Below are 23,208 nucleotides of genomic sequence, written 5' to 3'. Positions count from 1 at the left end.
GTTTTATCGTTTTTTTATTAATTTTACTTTCGAGTGCAAAAATAACATATTATTTCAACAAATAGAAACGCTTTTAGTTTAGAACGGACAAACATTCAAATTTTTGTCAACCACCATTCCATCTATCGCTTTCAAGTTGAACTTCAAATTGTGCTTAGCTCTAAACTTCAACACGAATAAATCGCTCGTTCCATTCAAGGCCTCTTTATCACCAATATTAACAAAGGTTGGATACAGTGCTTTTTGTCCGTTAGTATGCAAGCGATCGTAAGTCAGATTCTCCAAATTCTTAATACCAATCGGTTCGAAGCCAATATATTCATAAGCCGTCTGATCGTAAGGCAGTGCAAAGCTAAAGGCATTTACCGCATGTAAATCAACTCCCTTAACCCGAATCTCGATCAACTCATCTTTTTTGAAAGTTGTCCGATCGACTTGAAGCGTCAGCTTACCACCAATCGAATCGACACGATCGGTCGAAGCTCCTCCCTCTAAACGGGTGGTGACATTAGAAATGTCATAAGCATCGATCAGTCCATTCTTATTAATATCACCGATACTGATATAGCCTTCAAAATCAGAATCTCCTTGTCTCAATCCGGTATAGTTGGTATAGGAAGTCAAGTCATTCTCATCAATCTTTCCGTCGCTATTAATGTCTCCCGGAATCCAACTTTCGGTACCAGGTACTTTAAAGACATACAATTCACGTCCAGAACCGTAGTTCCCCACAGCTTCAGTCACATTCAATCGGATATAGCGAGCGGTTGGCCGGTTAGCGAACGAGAAGACCTTCGTTTCATTAGTTCGTTTCCACTCGAAAGCTCCCGCTTCTGTCCAATGGATTTTATCAAGACTATAAGAAACCGTACCTTTCAAAATAATACCATTAGCCCCATCTTTTCGAGGTAAATAGTGAAACTTATCAATCGTATTCACACTACATAAGTCGACCGTCATATCAAACGGGATAGCATTCACCCGATATTTGGTGTGCCAAGTGTCGCCCGATTCTTCAAAATCGAACAGACGATAAAGACTCTCATATTGATTCAAGCAACTGGTTTCACCTTTCAATCCGTGAATAGCAAATTGCAACGGATTACTCTTCGTCGTCACACGACATTCGCTCCACTCAGATTCTCCCTGACGGTTCACCGCACGTACTTTGAATGTATAAGTCGTTTCAGCGTCCAGTCCGTCGAATAAAAGTTCCGTATCCTTGATCGTGGTATAAAGCATCCCGTTAAACTCCACCTCATAATAATCGGCATGAGCCACCTTTTCCCAAGTTGGTTTTACAGTATAAGCCGCAACATTGGCATCCACCATCTCAACACGTGGCGCCACAAGAGTTCCATCGGTTACGCGACGACGCTCAGTCGGTTCGAATCGATAGCCATCAAGACGCAATTGAACCGTAGTCGACGTCACATCAACAGCAGCCAATTTCACATGCAATACCGGATTCTTCGTCATCTTCACCTTGGCGAAAGGGGTATCAGGTGTGGCAAAACGATTCAGTTCAGGAGCCTCTTCATAGAAGAAAACATTGGTACCGTCATTCCACTCCTGCAGAGAAGATACAGCCGTCAATTTAACTGTTTTACCATTCATCTTCACCGCAATACGTTTAGGCTGCTGAGTCACATTCACTCGAAACACCGTCGCCTTCTCTGTTACAAATCCGTCGAATGTGCCTTGACTCGGATGAACCGTTAACGTTGCCCGTTGCTTTTGATCGACATCCGATTCAATCCATGTGCTACATCCCTGACCATAACGATAAGCCTCGGTACGTCCGTCGTCATCGTATTCCATCATTTGCGAGTGTCCATACGGATAGCACTCATAGATTCTCACCGTCGGATCAATCTCTTTCACATTATTATTAGGATTCACCATCGGAATAATCGCTCCGGCTTTCACAAAAACCGGTAATTTCCAGATCGGTGCTTCAAAGCTATTGATCACCACTCCACCGTCGTACAACTCACCGCTGAAATAGTCCACCCAACGACCTTTAGGAAGGTAGATGCCGTTACGAATGTCATTCCCTTCTTGATCGACTTTCGTCTCTTGATAGATTGGAGCAACAAGAAAATCCTGACCATACATAAACTGATACTGAGTAGCTGTACCATACGTATAAGCATTAGGATCATCAAGGAACATCGCACGAATCAGCGGTAGACCATCGACCGCTTGTTTCGCATAGCTATAAGCGTATGGCAACAGTTCCGATTTCAACTTAAGGTAAGTTCGGTTAATAGAACTTGCGGGTTCACCCAAAGCATGAGGATATTTCTCATTCGCTCCCCAACCATCCATATTCAGTTGCATGGGACTAAACGTTTTCCACTGAAAATCGCGTATATTCACCGCAGCATTCTTTCCGCCAAAGATACCATCCATATCGGAACAGATGTTAGGTTGCCCGGATAATCCCGAACCAATATAAGTCGGAATATGGAAACGAATATATTCCCACACCCCACCGGTTTGATCGCCCGACCAGATACCGGCATAACGTTGAGTGCCTGCCCAACCGTCGAGTGAAATGATAAACGGACGCGCATCATTTCCATAATAAGGCATGATATGGCCCACATCAGCCACCCCGTTTAATCCAAACGAATAGCCCGAACCAACCCAAGCCACATCGGTTTTGAGAACCCGTACCCCGGCATCTCTCACCTCTTTAACAATGTCGCGTTGTAACAAAGCACTGATTCCAGCCTTAGGATGCAAATCCGATTGAGTCCAAAGTCCGATCTCCACCCCATTCTTACGAGCATAATCGCCTAAACTTTTCAGATTTTGGATATTTCCGTCGAGTGTTTCCGTCTGTCCATAACCGGCTCCATAACCATCATTAGGCAATAACCAACCCAAAGGCATGTCATGATCACGGTAACGATCAATCACCGCACGAGCAGAGAACTGATAGTTATTCTTTTCCCCATTCAGTGATTCTTTGGTTCCACCGTTATCCTTCTGACTCTCTTTATATCTTTTGCCATCTTCAAACAAAACGCCCTTAGGATCTTCTTTCCAATAGTCACGATTATAAGCATTCAGATGCCCCTCATAGAAACCGAACTTCGGCAACAGAACCGGGTGCCCGGTCAGCTGATAGAAATCGTTCAAAAGAGCGACAGGACCTTCATCAATCATAAAAAACAGATCCAGATATGACGTTTCATGAGATAACTTCACCATCCCTTTCTCACTTGAGCCAAAATCGTATTTGCCCGGTTTGAAGGTATACCACATCATACCATAACCGGCGGTCGACCAATAAAAAGGATTTGGAGAGGCTACACCTCCATCCGTCCAACTGTTTTGATTGACAATAGCAATCGTTTTCCCTTTATGCGAAAAACGTCCATTTTGAACGCCACCACCATAAAAATATTCTCCGGTTTGTTCTTTCAGAGATACAACCACATTGTTCTTTTCAAAAAGAATTGGCATACTTTCCTCTATCACGGTCCGACCGGTACGCAAATCGACCACTTGCAACAATCCGGTTGTGCGTCCAATGCTCAATTTAATCTTGGACGTAGAGATCGTCACCTGATTCGTTTCATCTTGAACGACTAATTTCGACAGGGGTTTACGAGGCTGATTCACTAGAATTTGAGCAGCAGGGTCAGCTATCGGATCACGTAATATTCCTCCCTTCTGATCGCGAAAAAGGCGAAAAATAGTCTCACCGTAAAAATCGAACGTTACCCGTTGATCTTGGGTTAATCGTACTTCAACCGTTGTAGGATTGATTTTCCGGATACCCAAAACAGATGCCTGTTGTTGAGCCATCTCAGTCGGCTTAGAAAGAATAGTTGAGGCTTGCGACGGCACATACGTCCCAAGGAGAGGAAAAGCCAGAGCCAGCAAAGTCACCTTATGCCGACCACCGGGGATCATCATGTTTTTCATGCTTAATGTGTTTTTAATGTGTTTTAAATCAAAGCGATTTATATGATGTACAAAAATAAATAAAAATATTAGAGCCTATAAGGAATGATTGAAATAAAATGATAAAGCAGCCTCTTTCCAGAGCTGACAAGTCGATTCCAAGAAAGTGGCCAACCCGATTAACGCTTCACCAATCGTTTCGGAGAGCCATGCCATGAGCATCCTAAACAATAAATATCGGTCAAATCGAATCCTTCGGTAGACGCATCGGGATCTTTGGGAATAATGTCACCATTCTCCATCACACTCACCAATAACCGTTCTCCTTGTTCATTCTTAACAAACAATGCCGAGATTTTACATTGCGGACATAATAATTTTCTCATCATAATATTTTTTAAACGCGTTCACCGGCAAAGATAGGTTTTCATTTCTTAAAAAAGCAACCTTAAATCACAAAAAAAGAAAGCAAACGCTCTTAAACTGTTTCATATAAAAAACAAATATTAATTTGTGTTATAAAACACACTTTTAAAGCCGAGTTATTTGCACATTTCCAAAAACTCCGTACCTTTGCACTGTGTTTTTCATAGTATTAGATTTAAGGTTAACAAAGGTTGGAGTACAGCGGTACTCCTTTTTTTTTATCCATACATTACATTTCTAAATCAATCAACTCACATGGAACAACAACCCACACTCAACGCACATCACAAGCAAGAATATCCTCCAATGCATACAGCCGAACATATTCTAAACGGAACAATGGTTAAACGATTTGGCTGCGAACGCTCAAAAAATGCCCATATCGAACGCAAAAAAAGTAAATGCGATTATATCCTGTCAACTTGCCCTAGCAGTGCCGAACTTGAAAGCATCGAGCAGCAAGTTAATGCGGTCATCGAAACCCACCTTCCGGTAACCATCGACTTTATGACTCAAGAAGAAGCACAAGGATTGGTCGACTTGAGCAAACTTCCCGATGAAGCGAGTGACACGTTGCGAATTGTGCATATCGGCGATTACGACCATTGTGCCTGCATTGGCGTACACGTCAATAACACCTCAGAAATTGGTCAGTTCAAAATCATCAGTCACGATTATAATGATGAATCTCATGTCCTTCGATTGCGGTTTAAACTCATAGAAAAATAAGTCTCACCAAACCATCTTATAGGAACAGTTGTTATATAAACACGACGTTTATAAGCAACCGACATTTTGTCCGATATAATGACATAAAATCATGTTTTTCGAGACAAATCGTCTTTTTGTAGCAAACAAGACTAACGGCACACTATTTGATTCATTATAAACGAACAACGATCTGATCATATCAGAAACGGAGTTCGCGTTTAATGGAATGTTTAACTAAAGATAGGAGACTAAATTATGATGCCTGTAAGAAAAAATCAAAGTTGGTTACCAAGTATCTTTAATGATTTCTTTGATAACGACTGGATGGTAAGGCCAAGTGTAAACACCCCTGCCATCAATGTATTTGAGACCGAAAAAGAGTACAAATTAGAATTAGCCGCTCCGGGCATGACGAAAGACGATTTCAATGTGCGCATTGACGAAGAGAATCACTTAGTCGTTGCCATGGAGAAGAAGACTGAAAAAAAAGAAGAAAGCGAAGAAGGACGTTACTTGCGCCGAGAGTTTTCTTATTCTAAATGTCAGCAAACCATGATTTTACCGGACAATGTCGATAAAGAGAAAATCTCCGCCGCGGTGGATAACGGCGTTTTAAAGATTGTTCTCCCCAAAGTTTCAAAAGAAGCTATTGAGAAAAAACAGAAAGAAATTGAGATTAAATAAATCGTAGACTCCCTTCTAACGGAGCCCCCCTAACCGATCCTCTTATCCTAATGAACCTCCAACGGTTCAATACGATAAGAGGATTTTTTATGTTCACCCAACAACAGCGATTAGTCTTGGATCAGTTTTTTCGATAACTCCGAACCGCCCAAATATTGAAGGCTAAAACAAAACCTAATAAGATCATAAACTGAGGCCATAAATCGAGCCATCCGCTCCCTTTCAGATAGACAAGACGCATCACCTCCATGAAATACATCAAAGGATTGAGATAAGTCATCAGTTGTGCCCAATAAGGCATACTCCGTATTGGCGTAAACAGTCCGCTCATCAAGATTAGAATCAGCATAAAAAACCACATGACAAACATAGCTTGCTGCATCGTCGAGGAATAGTTGGAAATCACCAAGCCAAAGCCAGACATCACCAACACAAAGAGCAGGGAAAAGACATAAATAATAGAAAAATGTCCAACCGGAACAATACCATAGAATCCCCAAGCCAAAAAGAAACAGATGGTGAGAACCACAAATCCAACAATCCAATATGGCAGCAGTTTAGCTAATATAAACAAGAACTTCGATACCGGAGTCACATTGATCTGCTCAATCGTACCGATCTCTTTCTCACTCACCACATTCAATGCCGGTAAAAACCCACAGAGCAAGGTTAACAACATCACCATCAGAGCAGGCACCATATACAGTTTATAGTTTAAGTGCGGATTGAACAGATACTGATGAGAGAGTTGTATGGTCGGAAGCGTTCGATGAGATTGAAGCACCTCAGATCCAGTCCCCCAACCATCTTGTCGAAGATCGAGTCCAAATTCATTGATGATCGATGAAAGATACTTTCCACCTAACCCTCCTTTTGTTCCATTCACCGCATTAACCGCTACCAAAAGTTCGACCGGTTCACCAATCCTGACCGACTTTTCGAAATCGAGAGGAATCTCACACACCATATCCACATCACCACTCTCTACAGCTTCCAAACCCGACAAATAACTCCCATCTACTCCAACCATCTTAAAATAGGTCGAAGCGGCTATTTTGTTCGTCAGACGGTGAGAGAGGACACTGTGGTCACGGTCGACCACATGCAAACGAATATTGGTAATCTCCAGATTAGCCGCCCAAGGCAGCAAGATCATGGTGATGCAAGGGAAGACCAAGATCAGTCGAGGCAAAAACGAGTTTCGAAACATCTGTTTAAACTCTTTCTCTATTAAAAATTTCAGCTTCATAACCCTACTCCAACCGATAATTAAACTTTTTAAAACTAATCACAAGAAGAACAGTTGCCATCAAGAATAAAATAGCAATCTCCTTCGCAGCGAACCATAACGGCACCCCTTCGATCATGATTTTGCGCACGGCATCAATATACCAGCGTGCCGGAATAAAATCGGCGATCACCCGCAAAACAATCGGCATACTCTCTATCGGGTAAATCATACCTGAAAGAATCATAGTCGGCATCATCAACATCAAACCGGAAACCAACATTGCTGTCACTTGCGTGCGAGTGACCGACGAAATGAGCAATCCCAATGCAAGCGAAACAAAGATAAACAAGAGTGAGACTCCAATCAGACCGATCAAGCTACCGGCTACCGGTACATCTAAGACATAAATAGATAAGAGCAAAATGGTTGCCAAGTTGACAAACGACAGCACGAAATAAGGCACTGCTTTGGCTAAGATGATCGACCAAGGACGAACCGGAGAGGCCAGTAAGACTTCCATCGTACCCGTTTCTTTTTCCCGAACAATAGAAATGGACGTCATCATCGCGCAAATCAACATGAGAATGAGCCCCATCACACCGGGTACAAAATTATAGGCACTTTTCATCTGAGGATTATAGAGCAACTTGATCTGAGGAACTATAGGTTGCAGCTGTTGGTCGGATGCCAACCATTCACTCTGCACAGCTGCGATCACTCCGGAAGCATAATTCGTTCGCAACGTCGCCATATTGGGGTCAGTGGCATCGGCCATCAAATGCACGGCAGATTCCCCCGTATATAAACCGGACGAAAAATCTGCATTAAAAACAACACTCATATCAATCTCATTTCGAAGAAAAGCTTGTTCCATCTCTTTCGGCGAACGGAAATGACGAACCACCGTAAAATTCTCTCCCGCATCGAGACGATCGACAATCCGACGAGTGACCACATCCGATGAAGGATCGAGCACCCCGATCCGTACATTCTTAACTTCTGTCGTGATGGCAAAGCCAAACAGAATGATCTGCACCACAGGCATACCTAACAAGATCAGCATCGTCCGCCGATCACGAAAGATATGGAAAAACTCTTTTCGTATAAAAGCCAAAAACTGTCTCATACTATTTATCCGCTTGACGTATGGCACCACGTGCCAACTGTTGAAAAACCTCATCCATACTCTCTGCACCAAACGACCGTTTGAGATTATCGGGCGTATCGAGCGCCTTTATCACGCCATCGACCATGATCGAAATCCGGTTACAATACTCCGCTTCATCCATATAATGGGTGGTCACAAACACCGTAATTCCGCGATCGGCCGCTTCATAAATCAATTCCCAGAACTGACGACGGGTTGCAGGATCGACTCCACCGGTCGGCTCATCCAAAAAGACAATCTTAGGCTCGTGAAAGATAGCCACCGAAAAAGCAAGTTTCTGTTTCCATCCTACCGGTAAGTTCTTAACAAGAGTCTCTTTCTCATGGATGAATCCCAATTTTGTTAATAAACGATCGGTCTTCTCAGCGATTTCCAGATCATCCATTCCATAGATTCCACCAAACAAACGAATATTCTCCCACACCTTTAGATCCTCATACAACGAGAACTTCTGACTCATATAACCAATATTCCGCTTGACCTCTTCCGATTCCCGATCAATATCGTAGCCGGCCACACGCCCTCGGCCCGAAGTCGGCCGACTCAATCCGCAAAGCATACGCATGGCGGTGGTCTTACCGGCGCCATTCGCTCCAAGAAATCCGAAGATCTCGCCACGGCCAACCGTAAACGAGATTTGATCGACTGCTCTAAAAGAGCCAAACTCCTTGGTTAGACGATCAACTTCAATCACCGCCTCATGCCGATGTTCCGATTCTGCACGTTGCAAACCATCGGGACAAAGAATAGAGGCAAACTGTCGGAGGATGTGCTCAGGCATATCGATCCCTTGAATCACGCCATGGTGTATGAAAGCAATCCGATCGCACAATCGGGCCTCATCCATAATAGGAGTAGAAACGACAATGGTTATTCCCTTTTCTTTAAGGACCTTCAACATATCCCAAAACTCTTTACGAGAGACAGGGTCGACCCCCGTAGTCGGCTCATCCAGAAAGAGCACCAAAGGTTGATGAATCAGTGCACAACACAAGGCTAGTTTCTGTTTCATTCCACCGGAAAGTGCCCCTGCCCGTCGTTTCTTAAAAGGTTCAAGCTGCTGATAGATCTCTTTGACCAAATGATAATTCTCCTGAACCGTCGTCTGAAAAAGAGTGGCAAAGAACTCCAGATTCTCTTCAACTGACAAATCCTGATAAAGCGAGAATCTTCCGGGCATATAGCCAATTCGACGGCGAATCAACTTATAGTCGCGCACCACATCACAGCCGTCGACCGCTGCTTTTCCCTCATCGGCCAATAACAAGGTGGTCAGCACCCGAAAAAGGGTACTTTTTCCGGCTCCATCGGGACCAATAAGACCAAAGATCTCCCCACGGTCGACAGAGAAAGAGACGCCATTCAACGCTTTCACCGTACCGTACGACTTACTGACCCCCTCAACAACAATCAGTTTACTCATCTTTAGACGGTTTAAAAACGACCCCACCATACATGCCAATCTTAATTCGCCCGTCATTCCGAACGGCAATCTTCACCGCATACACCTGATCGGCACGTTCATCTTTCGTCAAGATCGTTTTCGGCGTAAATTCCGCCCGATCAGAAATCCAAGTGATCTTACCGGAATAAGAGATCGGTGTATCTGTGCCATAATCTAAATAAGCCATCACCCGATCGCCGGTCTTCACCGAAGCCAACTGCGTCGAAGTCAGATAAGCCCTTAAGATCATTTGCCTCATATCTCCCACTTTAAACAACGGCTTTCCAAACGATACAAGCTCACCCTCTTCCACATATTTACTCAACACCACCCCATTAATAGGCGATTCTAAACGACATTTATTCAATTGATCCTCTACTTGGGCGATCTGAATAGCGACCGACAATCCTTGTTGCGACAGACTATTCACCGTATTCTGCAAAGACGATTGCTGAGCAGCAACCTCTTTCTCCAGCAAAGCCACTTGTGCTTCCCAATCATCCAACTGTTTCCCATTAGCCGCTCCTGCTTTCAGCAAGTTCTCTACCCGTTGTTTCTCCTTTAAAGCCGTTGACAGTCGCTGTTTCAATCCGGCAATCTGCTTTTGCAAATCGGGACGTTGACTCTCGACCGATTTCAGGTTAGCCAGCAACTGATCACGCTTCAAAGAAAGTTGCACCGTGTCGACCAGTCCGACTGTTCGATTAGCCTCCAACGAATCTCCCTCCTCAAGGGACAAACGAAGCAAACGCCCCGAGGCTTCAGAAGAAACCACCACTTCAGTCGTCTCGAACGTTCCGGTTGCATCATAGTTTTCTTTACCTCCGGCGCAACCCATTAATAAGGCTAATGACAGCCATCCTATACTTTTTTTCATACCCTTGTCTCCTTAATTATTTGTAGTCTGTTTCCATTGATAAATCTTCATGAGCAACTGTACTTCATGAGCCGCCTTCGTCTGACACGCCAATCGTTCGGCCGTCATCTCATGCAGCAAGTCCGTCACCGTCATCGTCCCGTTAGCCACTTTCGCCTCTGCCGCGCGACGAATATTCTGTCGCAAACGAATCATCTCGTCATCATCGACCATCTGTTGCCGCAGAGCAGCAATGCGACTTTCCTGTTCGGTCATCTGCAACCGTGTATTCAATAAGAAAGTTTCCCGCTGAGTTCCAATCTGAAGGCGACGGTTCTCAATCAGTCGTTTATCGTTCTTCAATGTATACAAACTTCCAAAATTCCAAGAGAGTCGCACCCCACCGATATAGAACGGCGTAAACTTATCCTTTAGCATATTCAGCCCCGGATTCCCATAAGCCCCTTGTATAAAGAGTCCGATCTGTGGACGATGCCGCACGTTCAAAGCCCTCTCTTGCACGTCAAGTTGCGACAGGCGGCTATCGAATGCCAGAAGTTCCGGACGGCGAATCACCGCCTCCTCACGATCCCAACTTGCCACCGGCCGTTCGAAGATCTCCCCCTTAGGAAAAGCCTCCCCGGTGAACCGTTCCAACATCGCGACATAAGCCTGCTTCGAAGCCAACAGATCAACCTCCTTCTGTCGAACGGTCAGCCGCTCCACCTTCACCGCATCCAAATCGGCCGTCCCCACTATACCATGAGTCAAATAAGCCGAGACCTTTCGCTCCGTCTCGGTCAACTCCGTTTGCAACAAGCGGTTCTGCTCGAGTTGCACCTCTAATAAAAGAATCCCGAAAAACAGTTGATCAACCCGATCGTTCAGCGCATAAAGATCGACCTGAAGTTGCCGACGCTCAGTTTCCGATGTTGCTTTCGCCAATTGTTTTCGCATCCGGATATCCCCACCATCCCAAATGGTCTGTTTGAGCTCAGCCATCACCTGATACTGATCTTTGGGTATCGACTGAACATCAACCGAAGGAATCTTCACCGGAAGTTCAGTCACCTCACTCTGATACGTCGCCTTGCCCGATAGAGTGAGCTGAGGCAAATACCCCTTCGAAGCATTAGCCACCGTATACTCCTCCGACTTCTCGATCCATTCATACTGACGGACAAGCGGATAGTTTTCCTGAGCTAACTTCCGACAGTAATCTAAAGTGATTTGTCCATACCCACACAGTGGTGAAAAACAAAACAACACTTTCCAAATATTTCTTCGTCTCATCATTGCTTCATGCTTTAATTTCTGATTACAAAGATAAAGGTAAAACCCAAAGGATAATTTCCCATTGGTTGGCTGAAATGCTCTATTTGTTCGAACATATCGATTTAGAAGGTCGGTTTACCCACTCATCACCCTTTCCTTCATAAAAAAAGAACAAAAAATCAAAAACGGATGTTCAAACAAAGTTCCAAAAACACTTTTATATTATCTTTACCGGACAAAACCCACAGCTATGACCACAAAACCATTGCAAAAACCTCAAAAGCTCGATCTAGCCTTATTGAGCGGACAAGGCATTGTCAAACATAAAGAATATCGGTTTATTGCTTCCAATTTTGGTTACGTGAATAGTTTCCGAGAGGTCGGCTCTTCGCTTTTTCGTAAGAATCAGCCCTATCAGATAGAAGAAAAACGCATTGTGTTTATCCGCCAAGGATCAGGAAAAGTCTTGGTCAATCTGATCGAATATGAACTTGTTCCGAATATGCTGATCTTAGTTCCCGGTCGTTCCATTATCGAACTCCGCGACTACACGGCCGACTTCAATCTACAAATGATGGCCATCGGCGATGATTTGATCCTCCCTCACGGTAATGAAGAGTTTTTCGGTTACTTTCTAAACAGTCGCCCCACTCTCTCTTTCCACCTATCGCCTGATGAAGTCCGGCAAGTCGACCTCTTCTTTACCTTAATTTGGGACATCCTACAAGAGCCTTCTTTCCGAGAAAAGGCCATTGGCAATCTGATCAAAGCTTTACTCCATCAAGTCGAATCCAGTTATCAGACGCGTCAAGAAAACAAAGAATCGAAGAATACCCATCAAGAAGAAATCTTCCAACGCTTCATCGGTCTAGTCAACGAACATTGCAAGACCGAACGTCGAGTTGATTATTATGCCAATAAGCTCTGTCTCACCCCACGCTATCTGAATACCGTCATCCGGCAAATCAGTGGGCAAACGGTGATGGACTGGATCGATCAAGCAATTGTGCTAGAAGCAAAAGTTATGCTTAAACATAGCAATGCCCTAATCTTCGAGATCTCCGACAAACTCAACTTCCCTAATCCCTCCTTTTTCTGTAAATTCTTCAAAAAGAAGGTGGGCATGACCCCTAAAACCTATCAGAAAGAGTAAAGACCAATGCCGTTAATTGAATGCCAACGACCCAATACCGTTAATTTAATCCAATAGCTCAATCCAATAGCTCAATCCAATCCTCCAATGCCGTTAATCGTTCGACCTATTCTATACTCCATTCGATCTATTCTATACTCCAGAAGCCCTATCTCATTTATTTTTATCTAAGTTTCAGCAGTTGTTACTTAAGTCGAATTTATTATTATTCAGTGTTGATCTGTTGCGATTTAGCTTTCGTTTTTTGAGCCCTCGAACGAAAACCCATGAGCCCTCGAACGAGGGCCGAAGAGCCTTCGAACGAGGGCTCAAAAAATGCAACTGACCGAACACTTAATACTGCTTTCAAACCAATTAAAATCACTGAAGAAATCACCTAATTATAATACCCAAATCAAATATACCACGGTGCTATCAGAATCTTCAATAGACAAGCGATGCTCCAATCTTTTACTACTCCGCCAACAAACGGTTCGAATAACACTTTCCAATAGTCCTAGAACAGACAGAAGAGGACAAAAAACAGACGAAAGAAGACGAAAAGCAGACGGAATAATCCTTCATAAAACAGTTCAGCCTGCTTGTTCAACTAAACAAGCAGGCTGAAACGATTAAATCATAACGCTTATTCATGATTATTCATAAACCATCAAAGATGAATACTCGGGCATAAAATCATCAATAAACGATCGGTAAAGTTTTATTCCAAGGGTTCTTTATTCTAAAGCCCCTTTATTTTAAGGATTCCGTATTCCAAAGATTCCGTATTCCAAGGGTTCTTTATTCCGAAAACTCTTTAATCCGTTGTTCGTCCTCCAAGCGACAAATCAACAACGTATCCTCTTTTTCGGCAATGATATATCCGTCGAGTCCATGAACCACCACACGCTTTTCTTCCGAAGTATGCACAATACAGTTCCGACTATCGTAGAGTTTGATGTTTTGTCCCACGGTAGCATTACCCAAGTTATCTTGAGGCAACAACGAATGTAAAGACCCCCAAGTCCCTAAATCGGACCAGCCAAAAGAAGCCGGCAAGACATAAATCTCCTGAGCCTTCTCCATCACAGCATAGTCAATCGAGATCTTCTCGCAAGTCGGGAACATCTTACGAATCACCTCCTCTTCCCGTTCGGTAAACAGATCAGGGAACACATGATCGAAGATCCGAGCAATGCCCGGAGCATAGACACGCATCACAGACGTAATGGTCCGCACATTCCAAATAAAGATGCCCGCATTCCAAAAGAAATGGCCACTCGACACATAGTCTTCGGCCGTTTTCCGATCGGGCTTCTCCTTAAACGCTTCAACTTGAAAGATCTCTTTATCGGTATTCAGTTGTCCACCGGCAGCAATATACCCATATCCGGTCTCCGGACGTGTCGGTTTGATCCCTAAGGTGGCAATAGCACTACTCTGCCAAGTAAACCGCAATGCCTTATCGATCAACCGTCGAAACTCAGTGACATCGACCACTAAAGCATCCGAAGGCGTCACCACAATATTAGCATTAGGATGATATTTCTTGATCTTCCAACAGGCATAGGCAATGCATGGCGCCGTGTTTCGAGCACAAGGTTCGGCCAAAATATTATCTCGAGGAACTTCAGGCAATTGTTCGCAAACCGTATCCACATATTTCTCCGAAGTCACAATCCACATATTTTCTTGAGGACAAATACCCGCAAAACGATCCACCGTCATTTGCAATAATGTACGTCCACATCCCATCACATCAATAAATTGCTTGGGACATTCCGGCGTACTCATCGGCCAAAAACGACTGCCGATGCCACCTGCCATAATCACAATATGATTATCCATACCCATATATACTTGTTTATATTACCATTAAAATAAAAAAATAGGTCCGGTTTAAAAGATGAATACAAGACCTAAAAAAAGTTTAAGGGTGCAATTTAGCCCAAAGCTTTGAATCTACCAACAGAACTGACAGAATTTTTCAAAGGAGAAATCTAGAGGAGGAACAAATCGAACGGTATAAAAAGCAAAAGAGACTGATCCACAAAGCAATACCAAGGATCAGCCTCTTTTATGTCATGATGACTCTATTGTCATTTATTTATATTCATCCCAACTCTTAATCGCGATATCATCAATACTCATCGTACAGAAGGCATTGATAAACGCACTTGCCAAACGAGCATTGGTAATCAAAGGAATGTTCAAGTCGATTGCAGCACGACGGATCTTATAACCATTGGTCAACTCACCTGAAGTTAAGTTCTTCGGGATGTTCACCACCATATCGATCTGCTTGCTACGAAGCATCTCTAAGGCTTGTGGCTGACCGTCTTCACTTGGCCAGTAAACCAACGTACTTTCAATACCATTCTCGGCCAATGTTCTGTGCGTTCCACCGGTAGCAAAAAGTTTGTAACCTTTCTCAACCAATAAGCGAGCAGCATCCATCATATCCGCCTTTTGCTTCATGGTTCCGGTCGACAGCAAGATGTTCTTCTTTGGAATGGTATATCCCACAGACAACATCGATTTCAAGACCGCACACGACGTATCGGAACCGATACATCCTACTTCACCGGTTGAAGCCATATCGACACCCAACACCGGATCGGCCTTTTGCAAACGGTTGAACGAGAACTGAGAAGCTTTGATACCGACATAATCCAATTCGAACAAGTTCTTAGAAGGTTTCTCAACCGGCAAGCCCAGCATCACCTTAGTGGCAAGCTCAATAAAGTTGATCTTCAATACCTTACTTACGAATGGGAAAGAGCGACTCGCACGAAGGTTACACTCGATCACCTTGATATCGTTATCTTTAGCCAGATACTGAATGTTGAACGGACCAGAGATATTCAATTCTTTAGCAATCTCACGGCTGATGCGTTTGATGCGACGAACCGTCTCTACATAAAGTTTCTGTGGAGGGAACTGTATCGTTGCGTCACCCGAGTGAACACCGGCAAACTCGATATGCTCACTGATCGCATAAGCGACGATCTCACCATTCTGAGCCACAGCGTCCATTTCAACCTCTTTAGCATGCTCGATGAACTGACTCACCACAACCGGGTGTTTCTTCGACACATTAGCAGCCAAGTGCAAGAAGCGTTCTAGTTCTTCTTGGTTCGAGCAAACATTCATCGCCGCACCCGAAAGCACATACGACGGACGAACCAATACCGGGAAGCCTACTTCTTCGACGAACTCATTGATATCGTCCATCGAGGTCAACTCACGCCAGCGAGGCTGATCGACTCCGATACGGTCGAGCATCGCAGAGAATTTCTCACGATCCTCAGCATTATCAATGCTCTTAGCGCTTGTACCCAAGATATGAACATCCTGTTCATCCAATCTCATCGCCAAGTTGTTTGGAATCTGACCACCTGTCGATACGATCACACCATGAGGGTTTTCCAATTCCAAGATATCCATGACACGTTCGAAAGTCAACTCATCAAAGTATAAGCGATCACACATATCATAGTCGGTCGACACCGTCTCCGGATTATAGTTGATCATCACGCTACGGAAACCTTCTTGACGAATGGTTTTTAGAGCTTGAACTCCACACCAGTCGAACTCTACCGACGATCCGATACGGTAAGCACCCGAACCGAGTACCACGATCGATTTGTGGTCGCCCAAGTAATGAACATCATTCGCCACTCCACTATAAGTTAAGTAGAGGTAATTGGTTTGAGCCGGATACTCAGCAGCCAACGTATCGATCTGTTTCACCACCGGAACGATGCCTAATGATTTACGATAATTACGTACCGAAAGTAATCCCTCTTCAATATCTCCTTCGTATCCGATTGCACGAGCCACCTGGAAGTCAGAGAACCCTTGTACTTTCGCTGTGCGAAGCAGTTCCTTAGGTAAGTTATTTAATTGTTTATTGTTATTTCCCCACTGATGAAGTTCTTCTGATGTATGCATGATATTCATCAACTTCTGAAGGAACCATTTATCAATCTTAGTCAGATCGTGTACTTGATCGATCGTATATCCGGCACGGAACGCTTTAGAGATCACAAAGATACGCTTATCAGTCGGCTCATGCAACGCCTTGTCCAAATCAGGAATCACCAATTCTCTGTTTTCAACGAAACCGTGCATACCTTGTCCGATCATACGCAAACCCTTCTGAATGGCTTCCTCGAATGTGCGACCGATAGCCATCACCTCTCCGACCGATTTCATAGAAGAGCCAAGCTCCTTGTCTACGCCGTGGAACTTACCAAGGTCCCAACGCGGAATTTTACAAACCACGTAGTCCAATGCCGGTTCGAAGAATGCAGAAGTCGTTTTAGTCACCGAGTTCTTCAAGTCGAACAATCCGTAACCCAAACCTAACTTCGCCGCCACAAAGGCCAAAGGATAACCGGTTGCTTTAGACGCTAGAGCCGATGAGCGACTCAAACGAGCATTCACTTCAATCACGCGATAATCTTCAGATTCCGGGTCAAAGGCATACTGCACGTTACATTCACCCACGATACCAATATGGCGAATGATGCGAATAGCCAATTCACGCAATTTATGATATTCAGCATTAGTCAGCGTTTGTGAAGGTGCGATAACGATCGACTCACCGGTATGGATACCCAGTGGGTCAAAGTTTTCCATGTTGCAAACCGTGATACAGTTGTCGAAGCGGTCGCGAACGACCTCATATTCTACCTCTTTCCAACCTCTCAAGCTTTTCTCAACCAACACCTGAGGAGAGAATGAGAACGCTTTCTCCACCAAGACATTCAGTTCTTCTTCGTTGTCACAGAAACCCGATCCTAAACCACCTAGAGCGTAAGCTGCACGAATAATCACCGGATAGCCCAATGTTTTCGCTGCACGACGAGCATCCTCAGCAGTCTCTACCGCTTCACTCTTAATCGTTTTTACATTAATCTCATTCAATTTCTGAACGAAGATATCACGATCTTCCGTATCAATAATCGCTTGTACCGGGGTACCCAAGACCCTCAGGTTATATTTCTCCAGAATACCTTGTTTGAAAAGCTGAACACCACAGTTTAGAGCCGTCTGTCCGCCAAAGGCCAACATAATTCCATCCGGACGTTCTTTCTCAATCACCTTTTCTACAAAATAAGGAGTGACCGGCAAGAAATAAATCTGATCGGCTACTCCTTCCGAAGTCTGTACTGTAGCAATATTAGGATTAATAAGGATCGTTTCTATACCTTCTTCTTTCAAGGCTTTTAGTGCCTGAGAGCCGGAATAGTCAAATTCACCGGCTTCACCAATTTTCAATGCACCAGAACCGAGTAGTAATACTTTCTTTATGTTATCTTTCATTGTCGTCGGGTTATTTAAGCAGATTTACAAATTCGTCAAATAGAAACTCCGTATCAGTCGGCCCACTAGCAGCTTCCGGATGGAACTGAGCAGAGAACCACGGATTCGTTTGATGCTTGATCCCTTCATTCGAACCGTCGTTCATGTTAATAAACAAAGGTGCCCAATCAGCTCCAAGTGTATTATTATCAACGGCATATCCATGATTTTGAGAGGTAATAAAGCAACGATTAGTCCCCACCATACGCACCGGTTGGTTGTGACTACGATGTCCATATTTCAATTTATAGATTTTCGCTCCTCCTGCTTTAGAGAGTAACTGATTACCCATACAAATTCCGAAGATTGGTAAGGCCTGATTTTCCATTGCTTTGCGAATGTTCTGAACCGCTGCATCACAAGTATCAGGGTCACCGGGGCCATTCGATATAAATAATCCATCGAAAGTCAACCCGTTAAAGTCATAATCCCAAGGCACACGAATCACTTCTACATCACGCTTTAACAAGCAACGGATGATGTTCGACTTAACGCCGCAGTCAACTAAAACAACTTTCTTCTTGTCAGCTCCTTCATTGTAACGAATCACTTCCTTACAACTAACCTGATCTACATAATTAATCCCTGAATAGGTCGCTTCAGGGACATTCTCGGGCTCATCATCAAAAACGATTTTTCCCATCATCACACCATGCTCACGCAGAACTTTTGTCAACTCACGCGTATCAATACCGGTAATACCGGGGATCTGTTCACGTTTCAGCCAATCCCCCAAACTCTCCACTGCGTTCCAATGACTATATTCAGTGGAGTAATCACTTACAATAATAGCCTCAGCATGAATTTTCTCACTCTCCATAAATGTAGCTAATCCATTCGATTCTATACTGAAAGGAGGCACACCATAATTACCAACTAACGGGTAAGTTAATGTCATCAACTGTCCGGCATACGAAGGATCGGTTAAACTTTCCGGATATCCTGTCATGGCAGTGTTGAACACAACCTCACCCGCAACCGGCTTTTCGTAGCCAAACGACTTGCCGTGGAAACGGCTCCCGTCGTCAAGGATTAAAGTTACATTTCTCATTTAATATATATTTGACGATTTACTTTAATATTTGCTTTTTAAATTAGACTTCATTTATAATCTCAGAATCATTAAAACTGATAAGCCTTTTCTATATAGTTAATAAATGCTTCATTAACCATCTTCACTCCGCCCGGAGTTGGATAGTCACCGCTAAAATACCAGTCCCCCTTATGATTTGGGCAAGCTTCATGCAAACCACTTAATGGTTGATATACAATTTCAACCTTCGCTTTAGTTCCCTTAGGCGTTAATAGTTCTACCATCTTAGCCGATATTTCCTCATCTGTAAAAGGAGCATAAATCTCTTTCACATAGTTTACCATCTGCTCTTTAGGTAACCCGATTTGCGCTTTCGACTTTCTGTAAGCTTCCGCTATGATGTCTTTCATCTCGCGTTCTTTCAGTAACTCAACCGCAGCTTTGAAGGCAATAAATTCGCTCATCTTAGCCATATCGATACCATAATAATCGGGGTAACGAACTTGAGGAGAAGATGACACGATGATGATCTTTTTAGGACTCAAACGATCGAGAATACTGATAATACTCTGTTTAAGTGTCGTTCCTCTCACAATACTATCATCGATAACCACCAAGCTATCGACTCCAGGCACGATACTTCCGTAAGTCACATCATAAACGTGAGCAGCTAGGTCATTACGACTATTACCCTCAGCAATAAAGGTACGTAGCTTGATATCCTTAATAGCGACCTTCTCACTTCTAATTCTTCTCGATAAGATCGATTCCAATTCCTCTAAATTCGGACTATGACCCAAGTTCTTTATTTGTTGAACCTTCTCTTCATTCAAGTAATTATCGAGCCCTTCAAGCATACCATAGAATGCAACCTCAGCCGTATTAGGTATGAACGAGAAGACAGTATGATCCAGATCATTATCGACAGCTTTCAATATATAAGGAACCAATTTCTCACCTAAAAGTTTACGTTCTTTATAGATATCGACGTCACTTCCGCGAGAAAAATAGATTCGTTCGAAAGAACAAGCCTTACGCTCACAGGCTTTATTAATCTGAGAAGTGCGAACCTTACCTTCCTTACTGATCAATAGAGCTTGTCCCGGTTTTAACTCTGTGATAGAGTCGGCCGAAACATTCAATGCAGTTTGAATCACCGGACGTTCTGAAGCTAACACGGCGATTTCGTCATCTTGATACCAGAATGCCGGTCGTATGCCCCATGGATCACGCAAAGCAAACGACTCTCCGCTACCGGTGATACCACACATCACATATCCACCGTCCCAATCTTTACTTGAAGAACGAAGCACATTGCTTAGATCAACATGATCTTCAATATAATGAGTGATATCCATGCCTGTAAGTCCCTCGGCCTCGGCTAAGTTAAACACTCTCTCCACTTCGCGATCTAAACGATGCCCAACTTGTTCGAGCATGATATAAGTATCTGAGTACTTGCGAGGATGCTGTCCGATCGCTGTAATGCGAGCAAAAATCTCATCGACATTCGTCATGTTGAAGTTTCCGCATAAAGCTAGATTCTTAGCTCTCCAGTTATTTCTTCTTAAGAATGGATGCACATAGGCCAATCCGGATTTTCCTGTTGTTGAATAACGTAAATGCCCCATATACATCTCTCCGGCAAAAGGCAAAGCTGTTTTTGCAAAAGAGCAGTCGTGCAATTTCTCTTTCGAGAAACCTTGAAAATTGGCATGTACATTATTAAAAATTTCTGTTATAGCTCCGGCACCCAATGCGCGTTCACGAAACATATATTCTTCACCAGGGTTCACTTGAAGTTTGACACACGCCAAGCCGGCCCCTTCCTGTCCCCGATTATGTTGTTTTTCCATCAACAAATAGAGTTTATTCAGACCGTACATCCATGTCCCGTACTTTTCTTCATAATACTCCAACGGTTTCAGCAAGCGTATCATGGCGACGCCGCATTCATGTTTCAATTGTTCCATTAAGATTTTATTTATTAACTATTCGGTTGTTGCTGTTCTATTTTTATTCTTATTGTGTTATCTGTTTTATCGAAGTTATTCCACTGTGACCGACTTCGCCAAATTTCGAGGCTGATCCACATCCATGCCTTTGCATACAGCAATATGATAAGCCAATAGCTGCAAGGGAATCGTCGTTAACAACGGATCTAAACATTCTAATGTTTCAGGAAGCTCGATACAGATATCGGCCAACTGACGGATTACCGTATCACCTTTGGTCACCAAAGCAATCACTTTACCGCGACGCGCTTTGATCTCTTGAATATTACTTAAAACTTTCTCGTACAAGTGGCTGTGCGTTGCAATCACAACCACAGGCATTTCTGCATCGATCAAGGCGATAGGGCCATGCTTCATTTCTGCGGCCGGATAGCCTTCAGCATGAATATAAGAGATTTCTTTTAACTTTAAAGCACCTTCAAGAGCTACCGGGAAACTATATCCCCGACCTAAATAAATGAAGTTATGTGCATAAGTGAAGACCTTCGAGAGTTCGGCAACCTTATCGTTGAGCGTTAAGATCTCCTTCATCTTCTCAGGAATCACATGCAACTCTTTGATAACGGCAGAGAATGTTTCGTCATCTACAGTACCTTTCTCTTTTGCTAAAGTCAAAGCAAACATGGTCAATACGGTAACTTGACCGGTAAATGCTTTCGTGGAAGCCACACCAATTTCGGGACCAACATGAATGTACGATCCCGTATGAGTAGCACGTGGGATGGAAGATCCAATGGCATTACAAATACCGTAAATAAATGCTCCGCGACTACGAGCCAGTTCTACCGCTGCTAACGTGTCGGCCGTCTCACCACTTTGTGAAATAGCAATCACCACATCATCTTCGTTAATAACCGGATCACGGTAACGAAATTCTGAAGCATACTCCACTTCTACAGGAATCCGACAAAAGCTTTCGATGAGCTGTTTTCCAATTAAGCCGGCATGCCATGAAGTCCCACAAGCCACGATAATGAATCGTTTAGCTTTTAAGAAGCGCTCCTTGTGGTCGATCACTGCCGAAAGTACCACATTATTTAAGTCAACATTGACACGACCTCGCATACAATCGTGTATGCAATTCGGCTGTTCAATAATCTCTTTAAGCATAAAATGCGGATATCCCCCTTTCTCAAGTTGTCCCAGACTTAACGTAATCTGTTTCACTTCAGGAGTCACCTCTACATTATTAAGATTAACCACCTTCAGATCCTGTCCTCGGTGAATCACCGCAATCTCTTCATCTTCCAAATACACCACCCGATCAGTATACTCAACGATAGGTGTAGCATCCGATGCTAAGAAAAACTCATCTTCTCCGATACCAACGACCAATGGACTACTCTTACGCGCAGCAATGATTTGATCGGGATGCGCTTTTTCTATCACCGCAATGGCATAAGCACCGATCACTTCATTCAACGCCAGTTGAACAGCAGTCAATAAATCTAAATGGTTAGTCAGCTGGATGTATTCAATCAGTTGCACCAAGACTTCAGTGTCTGTACTACTTCGAAATGCATAGCCTTTGTTTTGGAGTTTTTCTTTAAGAACAGCATAGTTTTCAATAATGCCGTTATGAATGAGAGCGAGAGATTCAGTGGAAGAATAATGAGGATGAGCGTTTTCAGAACAAGGTTCTCCGTGCGTTGCCCAACGCGTGTGTGCAATTCCTATAGAGCCGGAAATATCCTTTTGAGTCACGAAACTCTCTAACTCGGAAACTTTTCCTTTAGTTTTATACACATTCAACTGTTGGTTATCACTAATAATGGCCACCCCTGAACTGTCATACCCTCGGTATTCCAGTCTTTTCAATCCTTTTACAAGGATAGGGTAGGCTTCTTTTTTACCAATATAGCCTACAATTCCACACATAATTATATTGCGTTTTTTTAATTCGCATGCAAAGATAACTATTAAATAGTAGAAAATTCATTTT

Annotated in this window: 15 protein-coding genes; 3 read left to right on the top strand and 12 right to left on the bottom strand. The window is 43.5% G+C overall.

Features of this window, described 5'->3' with window-relative positions:
• Positions 1–78: 78 nt before the first annotated feature.
• Both AC4PG5_RS01455 and AC4PG5_RS01450 read right to left on the bottom strand, forming a co-directional pair.
• The gene (locus AC4PG5_RS01455; RefSeq protein ID WP_492029720.1) at positions 79–3,942 is read right to left on the bottom strand and encodes a TIM-barrel domain-containing protein; all 3,864 of its coding nucleotides are present in this window, start codon (positions 3,940–3,942) and stop codon (positions 79–81) included.
• A 158-nt stretch (positions 3,943–4,100) separates the two neighbouring features.
• Positions 4,101–4,307 (bottom strand): hypothetical protein, encoded by a 207-nt coding sequence (locus tag AC4PG5_RS01450; RefSeq protein WP_492030659.1) that lies wholly within the window; start codon positions 4,305–4,307, stop codon positions 4,101–4,103.
• Positions 4,308–4,602: 295 nt separating this feature from the next.
• Between AC4PG5_RS01450 and AC4PG5_RS01445 the strand changes: the two genes are divergently transcribed.
• Positions 4,603–5,076, top strand: coding sequence for an alanyl-tRNA editing protein (locus tag AC4PG5_RS01445; protein ID WP_492029719.1), 474 nt, complete (start codon positions 4,603–4,605; stop codon positions 5,074–5,076).
• A 237-nt stretch (positions 5,077–5,313) separates the two neighbouring features.
• Positions 5,314–5,742: an Hsp20/alpha crystallin family protein gene (locus AC4PG5_RS01440; protein ID WP_492029718.1), complete on the top strand. Its 429-nt coding sequence runs from the start codon at positions 5,314–5,316 to the stop codon at positions 5,740–5,742.
• Between the two features lie 121 nt (positions 5,743–5,863).
• Here the strand turns inward: AC4PG5_RS01440 and AC4PG5_RS01435 are convergent, their stop codons facing one another.
• Genes AC4PG5_RS01435 through AC4PG5_RS01415 form a run of 5 tightly spaced genes read right to left on the bottom strand, consistent with a single transcriptional unit; the run spans position 5,864 to position 11,737 of the window.
• Positions 5,864–6,991 carry an ABC transporter permease gene (locus tag AC4PG5_RS01435; protein WP_492029717.1) on the bottom strand — a complete coding sequence of 376 codons (1,128 nt, stop codon included), beginning with the start codon at positions 6,989–6,991 and terminating at the stop codon, positions 5,864–5,866.
• A gap of 4 nt (positions 6,992–6,995) precedes the next feature.
• Entirely contained in the window at positions 6,996–8,099 is a 1,104-nt protein-coding gene (locus tag AC4PG5_RS01430; protein WP_492029716.1) for an ABC transporter permease, read from the bottom strand.
• A 1-nt stretch (position 8,100) separates the two neighbouring features.
• Positions 8,101–9,564 (bottom strand): ATP-binding cassette domain-containing protein, encoded by a 1,464-nt coding sequence (locus AC4PG5_RS01425; RefSeq protein WP_492029715.1) that lies wholly within the window; start codon positions 9,562–9,564, stop codon positions 8,101–8,103.
• The gene (locus AC4PG5_RS01420; protein WP_492029714.1) at positions 9,557–10,462 is read right to left on the bottom strand and encodes an HlyD family secretion protein; all 906 of its coding nucleotides are present in this window, start codon (positions 10,460–10,462) and stop codon (positions 9,557–9,559) included. Before AC4PG5_RS01420 ends, AC4PG5_RS01425 begins: the two co-directional genes overlap by 8 nt.
• A 12-nt stretch (positions 10,463–10,474) precedes the next feature.
• Positions 10,475–11,737: a TolC family protein gene (locus tag AC4PG5_RS01415; protein ID WP_492029713.1), complete on the bottom strand. Its 1,263-nt coding sequence runs from the start codon at positions 11,735–11,737 to the stop codon at positions 10,475–10,477.
• A gap of 229 nt (positions 11,738–11,966) precedes the next feature.
• On the opposite strand from AC4PG5_RS01415, the gene AC4PG5_RS01410 reads away from it, so the two are divergent.
• Positions 11,967–12,869: a helix-turn-helix domain-containing protein gene (locus tag AC4PG5_RS01410; RefSeq protein ID WP_492029712.1), complete on the top strand. Its 903-nt coding sequence runs from the start codon at positions 11,967–11,969 to the stop codon at positions 12,867–12,869.
• 780 nt (positions 12,870–13,649) lie between these two features.
• Here AC4PG5_RS01410 and AC4PG5_RS01405 read toward each other — a convergent pair.
• From AC4PG5_RS01405 to glmS, 5 genes are all read right to left on the bottom strand, one after another.
• Entirely contained in the window at positions 13,650–14,696 is a 1,047-nt protein-coding gene (locus tag AC4PG5_RS01405; RefSeq protein ID WP_492029711.1) for a mannose-1-phosphate guanylyltransferase, read from the bottom strand.
• Positions 14,697–14,951: 255 nt separating this feature from the next.
• Positions 14,952–18,179: a carbamoyl-phosphate synthase (glutamine-hydrolyzing) large subunit gene (gene carB, locus AC4PG5_RS01400; RefSeq protein WP_492029710.1), complete on the bottom strand. Its 3,228-nt coding sequence runs from the start codon at positions 18,177–18,179 to the stop codon at positions 14,952–14,954.
• Between the two features lie 10 nt (positions 18,180–18,189).
• On the bottom strand, positions 18,190–19,269 hold the full coding sequence (carA, locus tag AC4PG5_RS01395; RefSeq protein ID WP_492029709.1) for a glutamine-hydrolyzing carbamoyl-phosphate synthase small subunit: 1,080 nt from the start codon (positions 19,267–19,269) through the stop codon (positions 18,190–18,192).
• Between the two features lie 71 nt (positions 19,270–19,340).
• Complete coding sequence (locus AC4PG5_RS01390; protein ID WP_492029708.1) at positions 19,341–21,224, bottom strand: amidophosphoribosyltransferase; 1,884 nt, start codon at positions 21,222–21,224, stop codon at positions 19,341–19,343.
• A gap of 75 nt (positions 21,225–21,299) precedes the next feature.
• Complete coding sequence (gene glmS / locus AC4PG5_RS01385) at positions 21,300–23,144, bottom strand: glutamine--fructose-6-phosphate transaminase (isomerizing) (protein WP_492029707.1); 1,845 nt, start codon at positions 23,142–23,144, stop codon at positions 21,300–21,302.
• Positions 23,145–23,208 lie beyond the last annotated feature (64 nt).

Source organism: Bacteroides sp. QWL-09, assembly GCF_058683585.1.
This window is presented reverse-complemented; position numbering and strand designations above follow the sequence as displayed.

Bases quoted from the DNA above. Each gene is read 5' to 3' on its own strand.
- carB (WP_492029710.1), bottom strand. From the start codon at position 18,179: ATGAAAGATAACATAAAGAAAGTATTACTACTCGGTTCTGGTGCATTG.
- AC4PG5_RS01450 (WP_492030659.1), bottom strand. From the start codon at position 4,307: ATGAGAAAATTATTATGTCCGCAATGTAAAATCTCGGCATTGTTTGTT.
- AC4PG5_RS01425 (WP_492029715.1), bottom strand. From the start codon at position 9,564: ATGAGTAAACTGATTGTTGTTGAGGGGGTCAGTAAGTCGTACGGTACG.
- AC4PG5_RS01440 (WP_492029718.1), top strand. From the start codon at position 5,314: ATGATGCCTGTAAGAAAAAATCAAAGTTGGTTACCAAGTATCTTTAAT.
- AC4PG5_RS01435 (WP_492029717.1), bottom strand. From the start codon at position 6,991: ATGAAGCTGAAATTTTTAATAGAGAAAGAGTTTAAACAGATGTTTCGA.
- AC4PG5_RS01410 (WP_492029712.1), top strand. From the start codon at position 11,967: ATGACCACAAAACCATTGCAAAAACCTCAAAAGCTCGATCTAGCCTTA.
- carA (WP_492029709.1), bottom strand. From the start codon at position 19,269: ATGAGAAATGTAACTTTAATCCTTGACGACGGGAGCCGTTTCCACGGC.
- glmS (WP_492029707.1), bottom strand. From the start codon at position 23,144: ATGTGTGGAATTGTAGGCTATATTGGTAAAAAAGAAGCCTACCCTATC.
- AC4PG5_RS01390 (WP_492029708.1), bottom strand. From the start codon at position 21,224: ATGGAACAATTGAAACATGAATGCGGCGTCGCCATGATACGCTTGCTG.
- AC4PG5_RS01420 (WP_492029714.1), bottom strand. From the start codon at position 10,462: ATGAAAAAAAGTATAGGATGGCTGTCATTAGCCTTATTAATGGGTTGC.
- AC4PG5_RS01405 (WP_492029711.1), bottom strand. From the start codon at position 14,696: ATGGATAATCATATTGTGATTATGGCAGGTGGCATCGGCAGTCGTTTT.
- AC4PG5_RS01415 (WP_492029713.1), bottom strand. From the start codon at position 11,737: ATGATGAGACGAAGAAATATTTGGAAAGTGTTGTTTTGTTTTTCACCA.
- AC4PG5_RS01445 (WP_492029719.1), top strand. From the start codon at position 4,603: ATGGAACAACAACCCACACTCAACGCACATCACAAGCAAGAATATCCT.
- AC4PG5_RS01430 (WP_492029716.1), bottom strand. From the start codon at position 8,099: ATGAGACAGTTTTTGGCTTTTATACGAAAAGAGTTTTTCCATATCTTT.
- AC4PG5_RS01455 (WP_492029720.1), bottom strand. From the start codon at position 3,942: ATGAAAAACATGATGATCCCCGGTGGTCGGCATAAGGTGACTTTGCTG.